Genomic DNA, 19,369 nt, shown 5'->3' with positions numbered 1-19,369 from the left:
TTTATTGCAGGGATGATTGGCTTTTTAATGGGCCAAATAACAAAAACATGCCTAGCTGAAATAATCCTACATACATTAAATGTTACTGAAATTCCTATCGCGTTGCACTTGAACTATATGTCTTACGTGAAGAGTAAGAATCGTTGCAAACCGTAAAGAAAGCCTCCTCATAATCAAAGGACATCATAGAAAATAGAGGAATAACAATATGCGCGCTCTTACTTACCACGGTGCAGAAGATGTTCGAGTAGAAACAGTAGCAGACCCTATTATTCAAGAACCGGATGACATTATTTTACGAGTGACTGCCACAGTGATATGTGGTTCTGATTTACATTTATATCGAGGCAAAATCCCTAGAACCGAACAAGGCGATATCTTTGGGCACGAGTTTATGGGTGTGGTTGAAGAAGTCGGCCCAGCCGTCACCGCAGTCAAAAAGGGTGATCGAGTGATTGTTCCTTTTGTGATTGCCTGTGGCGAATGTTTCTTTTGCCAACTAGACCTGACCGCTGCCTGCGAAACCACGAATACAGGGCGCGGCGCAATTATTAATAAAAAGCAGATTCCACCAGGCGCAGCTTTGTTTGGTTATAGTCATCTTTACGGCGGTGTACCGGGCGGGCAAGCGGAATATGTGCGTGTGCCAAAAGCCAATAAAGGCCCTTTTAAAGTGCCAACTTCACTGTCAGATGAAAAAGTACTTTTCTTGACTGATATTTTACCGACTGCTTGGCAAGCCGTGACCAATGCCCAAGTGAAACGTGGCTCAACCGTTGCAATTTATGGTGCAGGGCCAGTCGGACTATTAAGTGCCGCTTGTGCCAAGATGCTTGGTGCAGAAAAGATATTTATGGTCGATCACAATGACTATCGATTGAACTATGCAGCGGCAACATACGGTGCCATTCCAGTTAATTTTGATGAAGTCGATGCGGCTGAATTTATTATTCAACATACCGACAATTATCACGGTGTCGATGCGGTGATTGATGCAATTGGTTTCGAGGCAAAAGGCAGTGTGATTGAAACAGTCCTGACCAATTTAAAGCTTGAAGGTTCAAGTGGTGCAGCACTGCGTCAATGTATTGCTGCTGTTCGCCGTGGTGGTGTGGTCAGCGTACCAGGTGTATATGCAGGCCCGATTCATGGTTTCTTATTTGGCGATGCTTTTGATAAAGGACTAACTTTTAAAATGGGCCAAACCCATGTACATCAATATTTGCCGCAACTCTTGGAATTGATTGAGCGTGGTGATTTGTCACCTGAAACGATTATTACCCATCGAATGAAATTAGAAGATGCCGCAGAGGGATATCGCATTTTTAATGAAAGAGAAGAGGACTGCCGTAAGGTAATTCTGCTTCCTTAAGATTCTCAATCTTATAATTTAGTTTTAAGCCTCTTAATGAAAGGGGCTTTTTTATTTTCAAGATGCACAATTTTGAGTGCAGTTTTTTATTTTTGGACTTAAACCGCACCCAAACAGCTCAAGTTTAGTATTACTTTTAATCAAAATCGTAATACTAAGCTGGCATGTCCTTTGCATAGTCATAATTAATTAAAAGTGATCTAGGGTTCCGATACTTACAGTATGTCTGGACCGAGAGTTCACGGTTCCTAGCGAACTACACGGAGGGATAAAAGCCCGGGAGGAAGTCTAAAACTATCCGACAGGAGTAGCTATGAACACTGCAAGTTATCATAACAATCAGGCAATTTGGACCGAACTTTTACCCGGAGGACATCACTGGTCAGGTCGTATTCAAAAAGGAACCATTCTTAGATTTACTTCGCTTGGCGCTCAGGCAAATGTTTCTTTGTTTTGTGTAAATGCTGCCGATGTGCTTGAACGTTTTAACATGCCCGACAGTTTAAAAGGACAACATACCGCTTATTTAAAAGCTTCCAATGTACTGTATTCAGACCTAGGCCGTGTGATGGCTTCCATTGTTCATGACGATCATGGTTGGAATGATGCGCTTTGTGGCCCAAGCCGACCTGAGCAAATTGAAAAGCAATTCGGTGAGCGTACATTTCAAGATGCCCGCAATGATATGTACCAAAATGGCTTAGACAGTTTACTCATTGAAATGTGTAAATACGGACTTGCCAGCCAAGACCTGAGTGCTGCCATTAATCTATTTTCTAAAGTTGTGCCAGATGAAAACGGTGCTTTGTCTTATGTCAGTTCTGACAACACCGATCAAAGCATTGAACTGCGCTTTGAAATGGACTGCTTAATATTTTTATCTGCTGCACCGCATGGTTTAGAAACCAGCCCAAGCTATCAACCTGCCGATATTCAACTTAGTTTATTTAAAGCAAATTCTCTAACAGACAGCGATATTTGTCGTGATGCATGTTCGCAAAATCAGCGCGCGTTTCAAAACACAGCCCGCTACTACGCGCTTAGCAATATTTAAATCAGGAGAAGCATCATGACAGTTTTACAATCATTTGAAAAAGCAGTTTTAAATGAAGTTTGTCCTGCGGGTGAAGCGTGGATGTGCGAGGTTAAAAAGGGCCAATATTTTCGAATTATTGACCTTGAAGGAAACCAAGCCGTCGATACTTTGTTTATGAGCGCCGAAAACCCAACTGAGCGTTATAGCGCAATGGATACTTTGGCCATCAACCAACAAATCTATTTAGAAAAGGGCACCAAGCTCTACAGTAACTTTGGCCGTCCAATAGCCGTTATTCATGATGATAACTGTGGTCGCCATGACACTATTGGCGGTGCTTGTTCATGTGAAAGTAATACAGTTCGCTATGCACATGAAACGTATTCTATGCATAGTTGCCGTAACAACTTTATGTATGCCTTGGCAAAACACCCGATTGCAAAAAAGCATGGTTTAAATGTCCGTCATATCGGTCCAAACATTAACTTTTTTATGAATGTGCCCGTTACGCCAGACGGTCAGCTTAAATTTGATGATGGAATTTCAGGTCCGGGGAAATATGTCGAAGTTCGGGCAGAAATGGATTTAATTGTTTTAATTTCCAATTGTCCTCAGCTCAATAACCCATGTAATGCCTATAACCCAACCAAAATTCAACTGGTTGTCCGTGAAGCGGAAGGGGTGTAAGCATGTTTAAAAAAGTTCTAATTGCTAACCGCGGTGCAATTGCCTGTCGCGTCATTCGCACCCTTAAAAAACTTGGGATCGCTTCGGTGGCTGTTTATTCGGAAGCCGACCGAGATTCATTACATGTGACTTTAGCCGATGAAGCTTTCTTGATTGGTCCTGCGCCTGCACATCAAAGTTATTTAAATATTGAAAAAATCCTTGAGGTTGCAAAACACTCGGGAGCAGAAGCCATCCATCCCGGTTATGGTTTTTTATCTGAAAATGCCGAGTTTTGTGATTTGTGCGAAAGCCAAGGTATTGCGTTTATTGGGCCTACTTCAAGCCAAATGCTCGATTTTGGTTTAAAACATACTGCACGTGAACTCGCAATTCAAAGCAATGTGCCTTTACTTCCGGGCAGTTCACTACTTGCAGATGAAGCTGAGGCCTTAACCGAAGCAGCACGTATTGGCTATCCGGTCATGCTGAAAAGTACCGCGGGCGGTGGTGGTATTGGTATGCGTCTGGTCTGGAATGAAACCGAGTTAAAAGATGCTTATCAAACCGTATCTTATTTAGCGCAAGTCAATTTTAAAGATGCAGGTTTATATTTAGAAAAATTTGTACAACATGCGCGCCATATCGAAGTTCAAATTTTTGGTGATGGGCAAGGGCAAGTTTTAGCGTTGGGTGAGCGTGATTGTTCGGTACAACGCCGTAATCAGAAAGTCATTGAAGAAACACCCGCGCCACACTTAAATGAACAGCAACGTGAGTATTTACAAAAAGTTGCGATTCAACTCATGCAGTCGGTGAACTACCGCTCGGCAGGCACGGTTGAGTTTGTCATGGACACCGAAACCCAAGAATTTTATTTCTTAGAGGTCAACACGCGTTTGCAAGTCGAGCACGGTGTGACCGAGCAAGTATTTTGTGTCGACTTAGTCGAATGGATGGTTACTTTGGCAAGTGGCGACTGGTCAGCACCCACTGAAAAGTTAGAGCCAACAGGACATTCCATTCAGGTTCGTCTTTATGCCGAGGACCCGATTAAACAGTTCCAGCCGAGTGCAGGTCTACTCACACATGTTAAATTTGACCCGCAAGCCCGAGTCGAAACATGGGTAGAAACAGGTTCAACGGTGTCGTCTTTTTATGACCCAATGATTGCCAAAATCATTGTAACTGCTGCAACACGGCACCAAGCCATAGAGGCAATGAGTGCTAGTCTTGCAAATACGCAAGTCGCAGGCATCGAAACCAATCTGGAATATTTGCAAAACATTATTGCTTGCGATGTGTTTGCTTTGGGTACTCAAACCACCCGATTTTTAAATACGTTTGAATGGAAAACTCAAAAAATTGAAGTATTGCAGTCTGGTATTCAAACTGCCATTCAAGACGTAACAGGTCGATTAGGTTATTGGGATGTCGGTGTACCGCCATCAGGTGCTATTGATCCACTCAGTTTAACTGTGGCAAACCAGCTTTTAGCCAATGAACCAAATACCGCAGGGCTTGAATGCACCTTACAAGGGCCGACCTTAAAGTTTCACTGCGACAGCCAAATTGTCATTACAGGCGGTGATATGCCTTCAAAACTTGATGGTGAACTTGTGCCGATGTGGCAAACCATCAATGTAAAAAAAGGCCAAGTTTTAAAATGTGGGCTTATCCGTTCAGGTTGCCGTAGCTATATTGGTGTTAAAGGTGGTTTCGATGTTCCTGACTATTTAGGGTCACAGGCGACTTTTACTTTGGGTCAATTTGGTGGACACGCGGGCCGTAATTTATTAATTGGTGATATGCTGCCGATTACTGAATATTCCGCTCAATCGACCATCGCCTTAGCTCAAGCGCAAATTCCTAGCTTTACCCAAAACTGGGAAATTGCAGTCATGTATGGGCCACATGGCGCACCAGACTTTTTCACCAAACAAGATATTGATACCTTCTTTGCCAATGAGTTTGAAATTCACTATAACTCAAGCCGTACAGGCATTCGTTTAATTGGACCAAAACCTGAGTGGGCACGTGAAGACGGTGGTGAGGCAGGCTTACATCCTTCCAATATTCACGACAATGCTTATGCCATTGGGGCAATTGATTTTACGGGCGATATGCCAATTATTCTGGGACCGGATGGTCCGAGCTTAGGCGGCTTTGTTTGCCCTGCGGTAGTCATTCATTCCGAGCTTTGGAAAATCGGGCAATTAAAAGCAGGTGATAAAGTCAAATTTGTGCCTGTGAGTTATGCGCAAGCAAAAGCACTCGACCAAAATTATCATCAAAGCTTAACCGCGACCGATACAACTCAGATCGATTTCAACCCAGCCATTCAAGCAGAACCCGACACTTTAAAAGATGCTGTTTTGGCCACTTTAGAAGGTGAAACTGATTTACCAAGCGTGACCTATCGACCAGCTGGAAATAGCAATTTATTGGTGGAATATGGCGAGTTAGTACTCGATCTAAATTTACGCTTCCGTATTCATGCGCTCATGCAATGGGTCAAAGATCAAAACATTCAGGGCATTATCGACCTAACACCAGGCATCCGTTCACTACAAATTCATTTTGATTCAATCCAGCTCGATCAACTTGAGCTTTTACAGAAACTTCAGCAAGCAGAAGCCGAGTTACCTGACATTCAAAATATGCAGGTGCCCTCACGTACTGTCTATTTGCCTTTGGCTTGGGAAGATTCACAAACTCAACTTGCCACCGAGCGCTACACACAAATTGTTCGGCCAGATGCGCCGTGGTGCCCAGATAACGTCGAGTTTATCCGCCGTATTAATGGATTGGCTTCCAAGCAAGCAGTTAAAGATGTGGTCTATAGCGCAAACTATTTGGTGATGGGTTTAGGCGATGTGTATTTAGGTGCGCCCGTTGCAACACCACTCGACCCACGCCAACGTCTAGTCACCACAAAATATAACCCTGCGCGAACTTGGACACCTGAAAATGCTGTAGGTATTGGCGGTGCGTATATGTGTGTGTACGGTATGGAAGGGCCGGGCGGCTATCAATTCGTTGGTCGTACCACTCAAATGTGGAGTCGTTATCGTAAAAATGCCGACTTCGAAGATGGCAAACCGTGGTTATTACGCTTTTTTGACCAAGTTAAGTTTTATGAAGTTTCTGAGGCTGAACTTCTGCAAATGCGTGAAGACTTTAAGGCAGGTCGTCTACAACTTCGTATTGAAGATGGTGTACTCAACTTAAAAGAATACAACGAGTTTTTAAAGACGCATCAAGACAGTATTCAAGCCTTTAAAGATACACAGCAAGCTAACTTTGAGGCTGAACGCCGCCGTTGGCACGAAGCAGGCCTGCAAGAATATATTTCTGAAAGCCTAGATGCGGTTGATGAAGGTCAAACCGTGGTTATTCCTGAAGGAGGCTGTACAGTCGAATCACACATGCCGGGGTCAATCTGGAAAATCGAATGTGCATCGGGTGATATTGTTGAAGAAGGTGCAACCCTTGCGGTAATTGAGGCAATGAAAATTGAAATTCCAATTATTGCGCCGGAACGTATGAAGGTAGAAACCATTACCATTGAAAAAGGGCAAACCGTAAAAACAGGACAAGTGCTATTTACCTTAGCACCTGTCGCTTAAACCAAAAGAGAGCATCAATATTGATGCTCTCTTTTTTTATTATGCTTCGGTCAAATGCTTTAATACTTTATGACCATGTTCAACCGCTTCTAATTTAATTTTCGACTCTGGGTTACCTGATAAAGGCGAAACGTCATAAAGCAAGTAAGTGGCGCTTAACTGCATTTGCGTATATTGAATTGAATATTGAACCGCTTTTAAAAAGCTATCGATTAAGTTTTCTTGGTCGTTCACCATGTTGGCTTCTGTTTGGCCGACCGTCATACTAATAATGACTTTTTTGTCTTTTAATTTATCGCCCTGAGAGCCATAAGCAAACTGATAAGTAAAAACTTCATCAAACCATAATTTCAAAATTGCCGGCATATTAAACCAGAACATTGGATATTGCAGAATGATGGTGTCATGGCGTAACAAGGCTTCTTGTTCAGCACTCACATCAATTTGGTAGTCTGGATAAAGTTGGAAAATATCTCGGACTTCAAGGTCTGGATAGGTTTTTACGAGTTCATTCACAATCGTTTTATTTGCAATCGATTGAGCGTAGTAGGGATGAGCTAAAATCAGTAAAGCCATGAGAGTGCCTTTAAACTATAAAAATAATAGTCACTATAATTTTTATAGTATTGGCGTACAATAACTATCAAAGTTGATAGGTAGCGTTTAAAAATGGCAAATACTGAAAATACATGTGAAGTCACGGTAAATGGAAAAACTTATCCATGTCATATTAGTATGGCTATGGACTTGGTGGGTGGAAAATGGAAATGTGTGATTTTGTATTATTTAAAAGATAAGCCGAAACGCTTTAATGAAATCAAGCAACTCATTCCTACAATTACTGAAATGACGTTAAGTCTTCAACTCAAGCAGTTAGAGCAAAGCGGTTTAATCTCTAGAACGGTTTATGGTGAAAAAGCACCGATCAAAGTTGTCTATGAAATGACAGATTTTGGAAAAACTTTTAGGCCAGTTTTAGATTCTTTATATATATGGGCTCATAGTTTGATTAGTCTATCTGAGGTTTCAGAATAAAAGTTCGATTCACAATTATTATAATTAATATAAAAGATTGATTTTTTAATGCTCACTTCAATTAGCCCCATCCCTGTGCATGGGGCTTTTTTTTGCCCAAAAATCACTCATAAATACCCATAAAGCCCAGCAAAACGATGCTTAAAAACTGGCACATTTTCTGCATCTCTTATCAGTAATACAAAAACTGAATTTGGTAATACCAAGCTAGAGGTGCGATATGAACGATGTAAAACCTGTGGTTCAACCAAAGCCAACTTTAAAAGCCTTTTTAGTCGAATTGCTTAGCGTACGTGCAGGCGTATATATCAAGCAAAACAATCAGCCGCCTAAAACAAAAGGATAAGACTGTGGCAAAACAAAAGTTGGCTCGAATCAGTATTACCGTACCTGAAACGACACTCAATGCACTCGATCAAAAAATTGTCGAGCAGAACTATGAAAGTCGCTCGCAAGCTATTGTCGATATGATTAATAAACACTTAATTGCAGAGCAGGCGCAGGCCAATGAAGTCATGGTGGGCACCTTAACGCTGCTTTATGACGCTAGCCAAATGACCTTGCGTAATCAATTGGTCGATTTGCAGCAACAGTTTTTAGCGCAGGTAATTAGCTCACTTCATATTCAGCTCGACCAACAAAAGATATTGCAAGTCATGTTAATGCAAGGGGCTAGTTCTGAGCTCAGACAAATTAGCCAGCAATTTATTGTGCTTAAAGGTGTGATTAAAGGGCATTTAGAACTGATGGATGCCGTCATGCCACCTATACAGCAAAATGACTAAATGAGGAGTAGCGTGTTGAAAAATTTATGGACTATCCAAGACTGGAAAACAGCATATCAAAACGGGCAAATCCATCTTAGAGATCTGATTAGTTATGTTGCAGAAATTAAAAATGATGACCATGCATGGATTGAAATTGCATCGAATGAGCAGATTCAGGCACAAATTGATATTTTACAAGACCAGAGTATTGCTGACTTATCTCTATACGGTGTGCCATTTGCAGTTAAAGACAACATTGATGTCGCTGGCTTTCACACGACTGCTGCCTGTAAAGGGATTCAATATTTAGCTAAGCAAGACGCTGCCGTAGTTGCCAAGCTAAAAAAAGCAGGGGCGATTGTGATTGGTAAAACTAATCTCGATCAGTTTGCAACGGGGCTGGTTGGCGTTCGCTCTCCATATGGTGCAGTAAAAAATAGTTTTAACCCTGAATATATTAGCGGTGGTTCAAGCTCGGGTTCGTCAGTACTGGTTGCCAACGGCATTGTGCCTTTTAGTCTAGGTACAGACACGGCGGGTTCAGGCCGTGTTCCTGCGGGCCATAACAATATTGTGGGTCTTAAGCCGACAAAGGGCTGGTTTTCTACCATAGGTTTAATTCCAGCCTGTCGGACTATTGACGTCATTTCTATTTTTGCACTGCATATTGATGACGCTTGGACCGTTGCCAGTTTAATGCAGGGTTACGATGAAACAGATGAATATTCACGAATGCATCCAGCCAATGTACCGACTCAGTTTTCTAAACGAAAAATTGCCATTCCAGCTCAACTTGAGTTTTATGGCGATCTGGAATCTGAAAAAGCTTTTTTTGTTGCAATTGAGCGTGTAAAAAAACTGGGCTATGACGTTGAGAGTATTGATTTCAGCGTGTTTAATGAGCTTGCTGCCGCACTGTATAACGATGCTTGGGTGGCGGAAAGAACAGTCGCCGTTGAACGCATGACAACACGTGAAAAGGCTCATACAGTCATTGCTCAAATTATTGCGCAGGCAGATAAATTCAAGGCATCAGATGCACTTCAAGCAGAATATAACCGCGCCGTATTAGCTCGAAAAATTAATTTGGCATTACAACCTTTTGATGCCTTGATGGTGCCGACAGCGCCAACCATTTACACCATTGCCGAAGTTGAAGCCGACCCATTGACTAAAAACGCGCACATGGGGGCCTATACCAACTTCGTTAATTTTGCTGATCTTTCTGCTTTAGCTTTACCTAATCTACTTCGTGAAGACGGCCTACCAAACGGCGTAACCTTTATTGCACCAGCTTGGCACGATCAGGCACTTGCTAATTTTGCGCAGCTTTGGCAAGCCGAAACATCGCTGAGTTTAGGTAAATCAACTCAACATTATCAAAAAAGTATAAACATCCAGTCGAATCATTCAGTGCAGCTAGCTGTTGTGGGAGCACACTTAACAGGTATGCCGCTTAATTTTCAGCTGACTAGTCGCAAGGCCACTTTGCTTAAGAAAACCCAGACAGCAGACACTTATAAACTTTTTGCCTTAAAAAATACCACGCCACCAAAACCTGGCCTGCAATACGATGCAGCAGGGACATCAATTGAAGTCGAAGTATGGGATGTTCCTTTAGCAAATTTTGGAGCCATTGTGGCTGAAGTACCTGCACCTCTTGGCATTGGGAACCTCAAATTAAAAGATGGTACATGGGTCAAAGGCTTTATTTGCGAAGCTTATGCCATTCAAGATGCAATCGATATTAGCCATTTTGGAGGCTGGCGAGCCTATATACAGTCACTCAATCAAACCGCTCAAAGTGTTGTTAATAAAAATGTTGGGGAAGTTTCTATATGATTAAAAAAGCGTTGTTATCCGTATCTATTTTATCGGCAGTTGTATTGGGTGGGTGTGACAATACTGCTAAAGTGCCCGAGGCTAAACAAGACACTCAGGCATCCACAAATACAAAACCAATTACGATTGGATATAGTGATTGGCCGGGCTGGGTGGCTTGGCAAGTAGCCATTGAAAAAGGTTGGTTAAAAGAAGCAGGGTTAAATGTAGAGTTTAAATGGTTTGATTATTCGGCTTCGCTTTCAGCCTTTTCGGCAAATCAGCTCGATGCTGTGTTGGTCACCAATGGCGATAACTTGGTAACAGCTTCGGGCGGTACGCAAGGCATGATGATCATGGCAACAGATTATTCTGCGGGCAATGATGTCATTATTGCGAAGGAGGGCATTAATACCATTCAAGATTTAAAAGGAAAATCAATCGGTGTTGAAAAAGGCTTGGTTGATCATCTTTTACTAGCGACAGCTTTAACCGACCATAACATTAAAGCGAATGAGGTGAAGCTAGTAAACTCAGCCACTAACCAATTACCTCAAGTGTTTAATAGCCCTGATATTTCCGCGATTGCTGTTTGGCAACCTGTTGCAGGTCAGGCATTAAAAGCAGTGGCAGGCTCTAAAATTATCTATACCTCTAAAGACAAGCCGGGTTTAATTTATGACACCTTAACAGTCAACATGAGCCACTTAACTGCTCATCAAGAGGAATGGAAAAAAATCATTCAAGTGTGGGATAAAACAGTTAAATATATTAATGACCCTATAACCCATGCCGATGCGGTTAAAATTATGGCAAACCGTTCAGGGGTTGATCCAAAGCAATATGAGTTGATGGTCAGCGGTACGCATTTATTAGATATCAGTGCCAATAAAAAAGTATTTGCTAAATCTCAAGGTTTTGACTCAATTTATGGCTCTAGCTATCACGTCAATAAATTTAACGTTGAAAACGGTATTTATAAAACTGAACAAAATGTAGATGGGTTGATTTATCCAACACTCATAGAACAACTTAAATAAACTCCAGACATAAAAAAGCCCAAGATGAACTTGGGCTTTTTTATGTCTGACTTATTTTTCTGTACTGACCTGAGTCATACGTGGAATTTTTGGTAAGTCTTGTAAAGCAGGGTCAAGCTCATCTTCTTCAGCGTGAACTAAATAATCTACCCGTGCCCGAAGTTGTTTGAACTCAGGTGTGCTCATCAAGTCGAGTGAGCGTGGACGCGGTAAATTAACTTCAATAATTTCCTTAATTTCACCGGGATTGGCTTTGAGCGCCACAATTCGGTCTGCCAGTAAAATAGCTTCATCCATGTCATGGGTGACAAAAATAATGGTGATATCAATGTTTTGCCATAAATCCATTAAGTGCTTTTGCATTTTTTGACGAGTGTGTGGGTCGAGTGCACCAAAAGGTTCGTCCATGAGCAAAATTTTAGGTTGATTAACCAAAGCTCTAGCAATCGCAACCCGCTGTTTCATGCCACCAGAAAGTTGATGTGGATACTGATTTTCATATTTTTCTAAACCAATAATATTGATCCATTCGCGTGCTTGAGCTTCGGCTGTCATTTGGCTAGCCCCACGCATTTGCGGACCAAACATCACATTTTCTTTTACAGTTTTCCAAGGGAAAAGGGTATAGCCCTGAAACACCATGCCGCGTTCAGGACATGGACCCGTAATGCATTCGCCGTCTACTAAAACTTCTCCACTATGGTATGGGTCTAAACCTGCAATAACACGGCTCAGTGTCGATTTGCCGCAGCCAGAAGGACCAATCACACAAATAAATTCTCTTTTATGAATTTTTAAATCGAGCTTATTTAAAACAGTGCGTTCGCTGTGACCATGCTTAAAGACTTGGCTCAGTTGTTTGGCTTCTAAAATAACAGGGCGTTCATAAATTTTTTGAAAGTATTCATGCACGTTAAATGTTGAATCGTTCATTATTTTGCTCCTACTTTCCAAGTGAACATCCGCTCACCTAACTTCATTAATAGCCAATCACAGACCAGACCAATCACCCCGATAATCAAAATAGCTGCATAGACATTGTCAAAGTTTTGATAGCGAGCCTGTTGGGTAATAAACCACGTAATACCCGAGGTCGTACCAATCAACTCTGAAACAATTAAGTAGGTCCAAGCCCAGCCGAGTAACACACGTAAATCACGGTAAATATCAGGTAGAGCAGCAGGAATCACCACATGAAATAAACTTTTGAGCTTATTGGTGCCAAGCGTATAGCCAGCTTCAATTAAGCTTCGATCTACCATACGGGTGGTATTGGCAATAATGAGAATTTGTTGAAATAGCGTACCAATCACAATAATGGCAATTTTAGGTGCATCATTAATCCCTAAAATTGCTACTGCAAGTGCTCCAAAGGCGGGAGCTGGTAAGTAACGGAAAAACTCAACAAAAGGTTCTGTTAAGAGTGATATTCGCTTAGAAAAACCACACAAAATACCCAGTGGAATCCCAATCAGGGAAGAGATAAAAAAGGCTGAAAAAACCAGTTTGATACTGTGCCATAAACTTTGGTGAAACCACGGGGAATCAGGTTGTTCTGGTGGCGTGGTAAAGGCGGTGATTAAAGCCTTAGCGACCTCATGGGGAGCAGGTAAATAAATCGGATTGACCAAAAGACCTTGTGGTGGTGCAGAATTTCGATTGACTGCATTTTGTGCTTCGAGATAGAACACATTTTTATCAATGCGACTTCCTACTTGTAAGTAAGAAACACTTCCCGAACTCGTGATTTGTACTTGAGGATGCCAAACAAAAGGTAAGTAACTGATTGCGCACCAAAGACATATTGGAATAACGAAAGAACAAATACTGAGAATCAGCTTGTTCTTTCGCGTAAATTCCTTTGCAACATAACCCATATCGAGAGCTCCCCATTATGATCAGTATTACGATTTTCATAAAACGTAATATTGTTAAGCAAAATAGGTGCCATCTTTAAGGTGCTTTAGATGAGTTAAGAAGATGAGGGAACTAAAGTTTCATGTAAATAAACCCAATAACATTTTTCGCCGTATACTTTAATGCAGGCTGTAGAGGTACGTACTGTCTCGGTTTCATCAGTTTGCTGATGTTCCTGATATTGCACCCAACAATAATTTTCAAATTCGTATAAAGCTGTACTCTTAATAATGTCGATTTTTAAAGAAGGTTTTTTTCCGATATTCTGACTAAATAAACTATTCACTTCTGCGAAACCAATGCTGTGACCTTGAACCGTTACCATCTTAAAATTTTGATCAAAGCTATCTAAAAGCGGGCTCAGACTTTGCTCTGCATTTTTTCCTGTAAATACATTTTCTATTAAAACATGTAGGTCAATGACACTTTGAATGGCTTGATCCATTTGTTTAGACATGGGTTTTCTCCTTTAAAACGGGCATGAGTGAAAGTAAGCAGAGCAAAGCTGCAATTAAAAAAGTATGTTGATAGCGAAGCAGATCGCTTGAGCCAGACATCAAGTTATATATGGAAATGAGAACAACAGTACCGACACTAAATGAAACTTGTCGATTAATATTCCAGAGCACACTTCCTTGTAATAAATCTTGGCCTGAAAAATCAATCAGTGAGCTAATTTGGGCAATGTTGGCACTTAGACCACCACCCATACCCATCAATAAATAAGCAACAACTAAAAAGCTGATTGGACTAGTGCTTGAAATACAAAACAAAAGAAATATGCCAAGGCTATGTAGGGTTATTCCAATAATAAGAAGAGACTTTTTACCTAACCGTTGATAGAGCAGGCCACCACTAATCATGGCTGCGAGTGCCCCAGTTGCATAGAGCAACATGAATAAACCAGTTTGTTTTGCATTAAAGCCAAAGTTAAGCTGTAAATTAAAAATATTGAGTAAGTTAACGCCAGTAAAAATACCCGGAACAGCGTAATAGACAATAAATGCATTACGTAAATTTTTATTTTTTAATAACTGAAGATTAAGAACAGGATGGGAAATTTTTTTCGCATGTCGAATATAAAAAATGAGCATTCCGACTGAAATTAGAAAACTCGTTATAGCGAATAAGGCGTTATGGTAATCACTATAAAATGAAAAGGAGAGTAATAAAGATAATAGGCTTATATTAAAAATAACCAAGCCTTTTATGTCTGGTTTTTCACTCGATACATTCTCTGTTTTTTTAATCCATAACCATGCCAGAGCTGCTGCCAGTAAAGAAAAAGGAAGGTTTGATAAAAATACCCATCGCCAGTCAAATGAATCAATAATCATGCCGCCAATCGCAGGTGAAAAAGCTGGCGCAATCAGTGCAATTGCCATAATCATGGTAGAAATGCGTTGGCGTTCTTGGTTCGGGAATAAGGCATATACGATAGCTTGCCCGACTGGAATTAATAAGCCTCCAGCTACACCTTGAATAAATCGCCAAAAAATTAAGCTATAAATCGATTCACTAAAGCCAATAAAGCAAATGCTTATCGAAAATAACAGCATTGAATAACACAATAATTTTTGGTTCCCAAGTTTGGTGGCTAACCATAAACTTATAGGCATAATTAAAATGAGGCCGAGAATATACGCATTTGTTACCCAAGCGACCATGGATTGGCTAACTGAAAATGACGATGCAATATTAGGTAATGCAATTGCAGACATAAAAATGTTGATGCAATCAATAAAGAACCCAAGTAAAAACACTGTTGCTATTTTATATCGATAAGACATACCTACCTCCGTGCAGGCAGGGTAAGATCCAGCTCTTTTATTGTCGATGCAAGCGAAGTAAAATCATTGTTTGATAATTTTAAACAATTGGCTTAATTGTGCAAAAAAACCTCAAACAAATTACCAGTTTTTTACAAGTCGTTGATTCCGGCTCTTTTACCAAGGCGGCTGAAATTTTAGGCTTAAGCCGATCAATGGTGAGTATTGATATAAAACAATTAGAAAAGCAGCTCAATACAAGCCTATTAATTCGCAACACCCGTAATATTGCATTAACTGAAATCGGTCAGCATTTTTATGAGGATTTTAAACAAATCCAACTTCAGATTGATGAGGCATTTGAACGAAGCCAACACTTAGGTACAAGCATTACAGGCACTTTACGGTTTTCGTCTACCAATGAGTTTGGCCAACGTTTCATTCTGCCTTTACTTCCTGAGTTTTGTCGGCTTTACCCAGATTTACGTTTACAGTATTCGTTTAATTCATCGCTTGATGATTTAGTGACTGAAAAATTAGATCTGGTTATTCGACTAGGGAATTTAAAAAACTCATCTCTAAAAACTCGAAAAATCGGAGAATATCCAATTTATCTTGTGGCTACTCCGCAGTTTATAAAAGACCATCCTATAAAAAATATATCTGATTTAGCGAATGTTCCTTGGATTGGCCACACCTTATTAAATTGGCAAGATTCACAATATATTTTGCAAAACAATTTAGGGGAGCAATATTCATTACCTTTTATTCGAAGTCAGTATGAATCAAACTCGGTAACAGCCATTCATCAAATGGCTCTTTCATCTTTAGGTGTGGCGATTTGTCCTGCATGGTTAGTTGATGAAGATATTCAACAAAATCGCCTAATTCGGTTATTTCCTGATTTTTCGTTACCGCTACAAAGCATTCAATTACTTTATCCTCATACTTCTAATTTACCGGCCAAAACGAGAGCATTTATAGATTATTTAATAGCCAATCTTTCTTTCAGTTAAACTAAAAAATATCTAAGTCATGGAAGATAAGCTAATTTATATAAATAGACAATTCTGTCTGTTTTTTATAAAATATCGATGATTATGACTCAGTTTTATAATAATGATGTCCCATAAAATATTTCAAATTTTAGATAGTTTAGGTTTGGTCGCACAGAATCGTGTACTTCATGTGCAATTTTCCAACCCATCATTAAACAATCAAGTCTTCTTACAGCGCATTGAGGGTGAACATACCCTCAACCAAGGTAGCGTTGCTGAGTTACTGTGTCTGTCGACGAACGCGCATATTGCATTAAAACAATTTATTGGCTGTCAGGTTGCTGTTGATCAAGTGACGGACACAGGCCAATTTTTTAGAACCACAGGCATTATTACTGAAGCAAGCCAAGGGCAAAGCGACGGTTCATTGACTATTTATAGCTTAACCTTAAAAGATCCAACTGCACTCTGGCATAAACGCCGTAATAGCCGCGTGTTTATGAATAAAAGCGTCCGCGATATTAGCGAAATTCTGTTTAAGGAATGGCAGGGCAAAAGCCCGTTATTTGCCGCAAGCTTAACACTCGACACATCTGGCTTAACCAAAGATTATGATGTGCGTCCATTTGTGATGCAGTCAAACGAAAGCGATTATGACTTTTTAACCCGTCTGTGGCGTAGCGAAGGCATTAACTGGCTAGTCGATGAATCTCAGCTTTTGATCGCTGACCCAAATGCTTCTATTCAGCCACAAGTCTTACGTTTAATTGACGATAACCAAAACTATCAAGCCCTTGAACGTCGAAGCCTACGCTACCAACGCAGCAGTGCGACAGAACAGTTCGATACCCTTACCCAAGTTAAAGCTGAGCGCCGCTTACAACCAACCTCGGTTCATGTGCAACGCTGGCAAGCTGATGCCCTCCAGCAAGAAGAAGGCAGTGGCAGCGTACAAGGCACGCAGAAACACAGCGAACACTATGACAATGCCAGCCTAAACCTTGAAGATGCATGGCACGTTAGCCCAGCTTGGATGCAGGACTTAAACGGTGAAGACCAAGCCACCGCTTCTGGTAATAGCCAGATTGAACAGCTTAACCAGCATATCAATGCTTACCATCACCTAAGTTCTAAACAATTTACCGTTTCAGGTAACGTCCGTGATGCACAGGTCGGTTACTGGTTTGCACTGAATGACCATCCTGAACTCGACCAACATGACAGTGCTGATAAAGAGTTCTTGATCTTAAGCAAGCATTACTATAACCAGAATAATTTACCGAAAGAATTACAACAGCAACTTGAGCGACTATTACCAAAAGACAAGCTCAACGCAGCCGAACTCGACAACCAAAACCCTGAGCAGCGCCACTTTGCTGAACTGAACGTTGTTCGACGCAACATTAAAGCTGTGCCTGAATATAGCCCGTTAGAACACCGACCAGCAGCTTACCCACAGCGTGCTAAAGTGGTGGGGTTGGAAGGTGAAAGTATTCATGTCGACCAGTGGGGTCGTATTAAAGTCCGCTTCTTGTTTACCCGAACTGACGACCATAGCCATGATGGTGGAGCAGGAAGTAACGACAATGACACTGACTCGGCTTGGGTCGATGTGCTGACTCCATGGGCAGGTGCAGGTTATGGTGCACGCTTCTTGCCTCGTGTGGGTGAGATTGTTGTGATCGACTTCTTTGACGGCAACATTGACCGCCCGTTTGTGGTGGGCCGTATTCACGAAGCTGAACGCCATCCAACCCAGTTTGACCAGAAAGGGCAGTTACCTGATACTAAAAAGCTCAGCGGCATCCGCTCAGAAGAAGTCGACGGTAAAGGCTTTAACCAACTCCGTTTTGATGATACCACAGGCCAAATCAGTGCCCAGCTGCAAAGTAGCCATGCAGCAAGCCAGCTCAACTTGGGTAACTTAAGCCATCCAAAAGACAAAGCGGAAAGTGATGGCCGAGGTGAAGGTTTTGAACTCAGAACAGACCAGTGGGGAGCGGTAAGAGCAGGCAGTGGCTTACTCGTTAGTACTCACAAACAAGACCAAGCTCAAGGTGTACACCTTGATGCAAATGAGGCCAAACAACAAATAGAAGGCGGTCTCAACAATGCCAAGGCACTCAGTGAAGTTGCCAAAAATCAGCAAACTGATCCATTGGAAGTTCTTGAGAACTTAAAAACATTCATAGAACAAATTGAAGAAAAAGATCAAGACAAAGCTGCCGCTTTTAAGCAAGCCTTGATGATATTAACTGCACCTAACAGCATTGCCATAGCCAGTAATGAAGACATTCACCTCAGCGCAGATGCTCAGTTAAGCCAAACTGCGGGCGATAGTATTAACCTGTCTACTCAAAAGAACCTGATTGCACACGCCCAAAATAAAATCAGCCTTTTTGCAGCTCAAGAAGGGGCGAGATTATATGCAGGCAAAGGCAAAGTTGAGATACAAGCACAAGGCGATGGCGCAGATTTAATTGCCCGTAAAGCTGTTCAGATTATTTCAACAGAAGACAAAATTGAAATTAGTGCTTCTAAAGAAATCGTTATCACGGCGGGCGGATCTCAAATCAAGATTAATGGTTCAGGAATTTTCCCTGTCACTGGCGGTAAGTTTGAGGTCAAAGCTGGGCAGCATTTGTTTATGGGGGGCGGAAGTGCGAATTTCAGTTCTTCACTACCGCCTCCGCCCAAACGTAGCCCAGGAAATTTAGAGCTCATCCATGATTATGCGCACGGTGAGTTTGTTAAAGGTGGAAGTTATACGGTTGTTGACAACTTAGGAAAAGAAGTCACTGGCAAGTTGGACGATAACGGATTTGCTCGTGTTTCAGGTTTGGCAACAGGTGCAGTAAAAGTCTTCTTTGAACCAGATCACCGTGATCCTTGGGATGCAGCAAGTGACTTTAAACGTCCAGTTGAGTGGCCGAATAAGAATGATGCAGATACTGAACAATCAGATTCATTAATTGCACAAATGAGTAAAACAGCCCAGTCCAAGCTTGGTGAATTATCTAAACAATTAACCAATCCTGCGAATATTATGAAAAATATTCAAACTGCACAAAGTATAAAATCTGAAGGGGCAAAGGCTTTAATGCCAATGTTAAAAACAGAGGCGCAGGGATTAGTGACTGATCAAGTGAAAAGCTTTTTACCCATTTCAGAACTAGGCCAAAAAATAGGGAACAACATTGATCTTGCATCAATTCAAAAAATAAATGACTTCAGCAAATTAAGTTCTGTTGATGGCGGTAGCTTGATAACTAATGCTCTTCCTCAATATTTGCAAAGCCCTTTTAAAAAGAATTCGTAG

Annotated in this window: 16 protein-coding genes and 1 riboswitch; of the genes, 11 read left to right on the top strand and 5 right to left on the bottom strand. The window is 41.2% G+C overall.

Annotated features, from left to right (window positions below; translation table 11 throughout):
• Window positions 1-208: 208 nt before the first annotated feature.
• From K6I41_RS11970 to uca, 4 genes are all read left to right on the top strand, one after another.
• Complete coding sequence (locus K6I41_RS11970) at window positions 209-1,372, top strand: zinc-dependent alcohol dehydrogenase (protein WP_250374398.1); 1,164 nt, start codon at window positions 209-211, stop codon at window positions 1,370-1,372.
• Between the two features lie 189 nt (window positions 1,373-1,561).
• A riboswitch (guanidine-I (ykkC/yxkD leader) is annotated at window positions 1,562-1,657 on the top strand.
• Between the two features lie 28 nt (window positions 1,658-1,685).
• A complete protein-coding gene (locus K6I41_RS11965) occupies window positions 1,686-2,426 on the top strand; it encodes an urea amidolyase associated protein UAAP1 (protein ID WP_250374397.1) in 741 nt (246 codons plus the stop codon).
• Between the two features lie 15 nt (window positions 2,427-2,441).
• Window positions 2,442-3,095 carry an urea amidolyase associated protein UAAP2 gene (locus tag K6I41_RS11960; RefSeq protein ID WP_250374396.1) on the top strand — a complete coding sequence of 218 codons (654 nt, stop codon included), beginning with the start codon at window positions 2,442-2,444 and terminating at the stop codon, window positions 3,093-3,095.
• A gap of 2 nt (window positions 3,096-3,097) precedes the next feature.
• Complete coding sequence (gene uca / locus K6I41_RS11955) at window positions 3,098-6,703, top strand: urea carboxylase (protein WP_250374395.1); 3,606 nt, start codon at window positions 3,098-3,100, stop codon at window positions 6,701-6,703.
• A gap of 39 nt (window positions 6,704-6,742) precedes the next feature.
• Here uca and K6I41_RS11950 read toward each other — a convergent pair whose 3' ends face one another.
• Complete coding sequence (locus K6I41_RS11950) at window positions 6,743-7,279, bottom strand: NAD(P)H-dependent oxidoreductase (RefSeq protein ID WP_009388792.1); 537 nt, start codon at window positions 7,277-7,279, stop codon at window positions 6,743-6,745.
• 93 nt (window positions 7,280-7,372) lie between these two features.
• On the opposite strand from K6I41_RS11950, the gene K6I41_RS11945 reads away from it, so the two are divergent.
• From K6I41_RS11945 to K6I41_RS11925, 5 genes are all read left to right on the top strand, one after another.
• Window positions 7,373-7,738: a winged helix-turn-helix transcriptional regulator gene (locus K6I41_RS11945; protein ID WP_250374394.1), complete on the top strand. Its 366-nt coding sequence runs from the start codon at window positions 7,373-7,375 to the stop codon at window positions 7,736-7,738.
• A 220-nt stretch (window positions 7,739-7,958) separates the two neighbouring features.
• Window positions 7,959-8,084, top strand: coding sequence for a hypothetical protein (locus tag K6I41_RS11940; RefSeq protein WP_001000625.1), 126 nt, complete (start codon window positions 7,959-7,961; stop codon window positions 8,082-8,084).
• 4 nt (window positions 8,085-8,088) lie between these two features.
• Window positions 8,089-8,523 carry a CopG family ribbon-helix-helix protein gene (locus K6I41_RS11935; protein WP_001118705.1) on the top strand — a complete coding sequence of 145 codons (435 nt, stop codon included), beginning with the start codon at window positions 8,089-8,091 and terminating at the stop codon, window positions 8,521-8,523.
• Between the two features lie 12 nt (window positions 8,524-8,535).
• Complete coding sequence (gene atzF / locus K6I41_RS11930) at window positions 8,536-10,347, top strand: allophanate hydrolase (RefSeq protein WP_250374393.1); 1,812 nt, start codon at window positions 8,536-8,538, stop codon at window positions 10,345-10,347.
• On the top strand, window positions 10,344-11,366 hold the full coding sequence (locus tag K6I41_RS11925; protein ID WP_250374392.1) for an ABC transporter substrate-binding protein: 1,023 nt from the start codon (window positions 10,344-10,346) through the stop codon (window positions 11,364-11,366). The genes atzF and K6I41_RS11925 overlap by 4 nt, the downstream gene beginning before the upstream one ends.
• A gap of 51 nt (window positions 11,367-11,417) precedes the next feature.
• On the opposite strand, the gene K6I41_RS11920 is transcribed toward K6I41_RS11925, so the two are convergent.
• The 4 genes from K6I41_RS11920 to K6I41_RS11905 all read right to left on the bottom strand — a co-directional run bounded on the left by K6I41_RS11920 (window position 11,418) and on the right by K6I41_RS11905 (window position 15,073).
• A complete protein-coding gene (locus K6I41_RS11920; RefSeq protein ID WP_250374391.1) occupies window positions 11,418-12,299 on the bottom strand; it encodes an ABC transporter ATP-binding protein in 882 nt (293 codons plus the stop codon).
• Window positions 12,299-13,243, bottom strand: a complete 945-nt coding sequence (locus K6I41_RS11915; RefSeq protein ID WP_250374390.1) for an ABC transporter permease — start codon at window positions 13,241-13,243, stop codon at window positions 12,299-12,301. Before K6I41_RS11915 ends, K6I41_RS11920 begins: the two co-directional genes overlap by 1 nt.
• A 95-nt stretch (window positions 13,244-13,338) precedes the next feature.
• A complete protein-coding gene (locus K6I41_RS11910; protein ID WP_250374389.1) occupies window positions 13,339-13,740 on the bottom strand; it encodes a hypothetical protein in 402 nt (133 codons plus the stop codon).
• Window positions 13,733-15,073, bottom strand: coding sequence for an MFS transporter (locus K6I41_RS11905; RefSeq protein WP_250374388.1), 1,341 nt, complete (start codon window positions 15,071-15,073; stop codon window positions 13,733-13,735). Before K6I41_RS11905 ends, K6I41_RS11910 begins: the two co-directional genes overlap by 8 nt.
• A 98-nt stretch (window positions 15,074-15,171) precedes the next feature.
• Between K6I41_RS11905 and K6I41_RS11900 the strand changes: the two genes are divergently transcribed.
• A complete protein-coding gene (locus tag K6I41_RS11900; RefSeq protein WP_250374387.1) occupies window positions 15,172-16,068 on the top strand; it encodes a LysR family transcriptional regulator in 897 nt (298 codons plus the stop codon).
• 103 nt (window positions 16,069-16,171) lie between these two features.
• Entirely contained in the window at window positions 16,172-19,369 is a 3,198-nt protein-coding gene (locus tag K6I41_RS11895; protein WP_250374386.1) for a type VI secretion system Vgr family protein, read from the top strand.

Origin of the sequence: Acinetobacter sp. AS23 (assembly GCF_023612055.1) — a bacterium.
GTDB classification, from domain to species: domain Bacteria; phylum Pseudomonadota; class Gammaproteobacteria; order Pseudomonadales; family Moraxellaceae; genus Acinetobacter; species Acinetobacter oleivorans.
This window is presented reverse-complemented; position numbering and strand designations above follow the sequence as displayed.

Excerpts from the sequence above, each read along its gene's own strand:
- K6I41_RS11920 (WP_250374391.1), bottom strand. The coding sequence starts at position 12,299 with ATGAACGATTCAACATTTAACGTGCATGAATACTTTCAAAAAATTTAT.
- K6I41_RS11910 (WP_250374389.1), bottom strand. The coding sequence starts at position 13,740 with ATGTCTAAACAAATGGATCAAGCCATTCAAAGTGTCATTGACCTACAT.
- K6I41_RS11915 (WP_250374390.1), bottom strand. The coding sequence starts at position 13,243 with ATGGGTTATGTTGCAAAGGAATTTACGCGAAAGAACAAGCTGATTCTC.
- K6I41_RS11945 (WP_250374394.1), top strand. The coding sequence starts at position 7,373 with ATGGCAAATACTGAAAATACATGTGAAGTCACGGTAAATGGAAAAACT.
- K6I41_RS11970 (WP_250374398.1), top strand. The coding sequence starts at position 209 with ATGCGCGCTCTTACTTACCACGGTGCAGAAGATGTTCGAGTAGAAACA.
- K6I41_RS11905 (WP_250374388.1), bottom strand. The coding sequence starts at position 15,073 with ATGTCTTATCGATATAAAATAGCAACAGTGTTTTTACTTGGGTTCTTT.
- uca (WP_250374395.1), top strand. The coding sequence starts at position 3,098 with ATGTTTAAAAAAGTTCTAATTGCTAACCGCGGTGCAATTGCCTGTCGC.
- K6I41_RS11925 (WP_250374392.1), top strand. The coding sequence starts at position 10,344 with ATGATTAAAAAAGCGTTGTTATCCGTATCTATTTTATCGGCAGTTGTA.
- K6I41_RS11950 (WP_009388792.1), bottom strand. The coding sequence starts at position 7,279 with ATGGCTTTACTGATTTTAGCTCATCCCTACTACGCTCAATCGATTGCA.
- K6I41_RS11940 (WP_001000625.1), top strand. The coding sequence starts at position 7,959 with ATGAACGATGTAAAACCTGTGGTTCAACCAAAGCCAACTTTAAAAGCC.
- K6I41_RS11895 (WP_250374386.1), top strand. The coding sequence starts at position 16,172 with ATGATGTCCCATAAAATATTTCAAATTTTAGATAGTTTAGGTTTGGTC.
- K6I41_RS11965 (WP_250374397.1), top strand. The coding sequence starts at position 1,686 with ATGAACACTGCAAGTTATCATAACAATCAGGCAATTTGGACCGAACTT.
- K6I41_RS11960 (WP_250374396.1), top strand. The coding sequence starts at position 2,442 with ATGACAGTTTTACAATCATTTGAAAAAGCAGTTTTAAATGAAGTTTGT.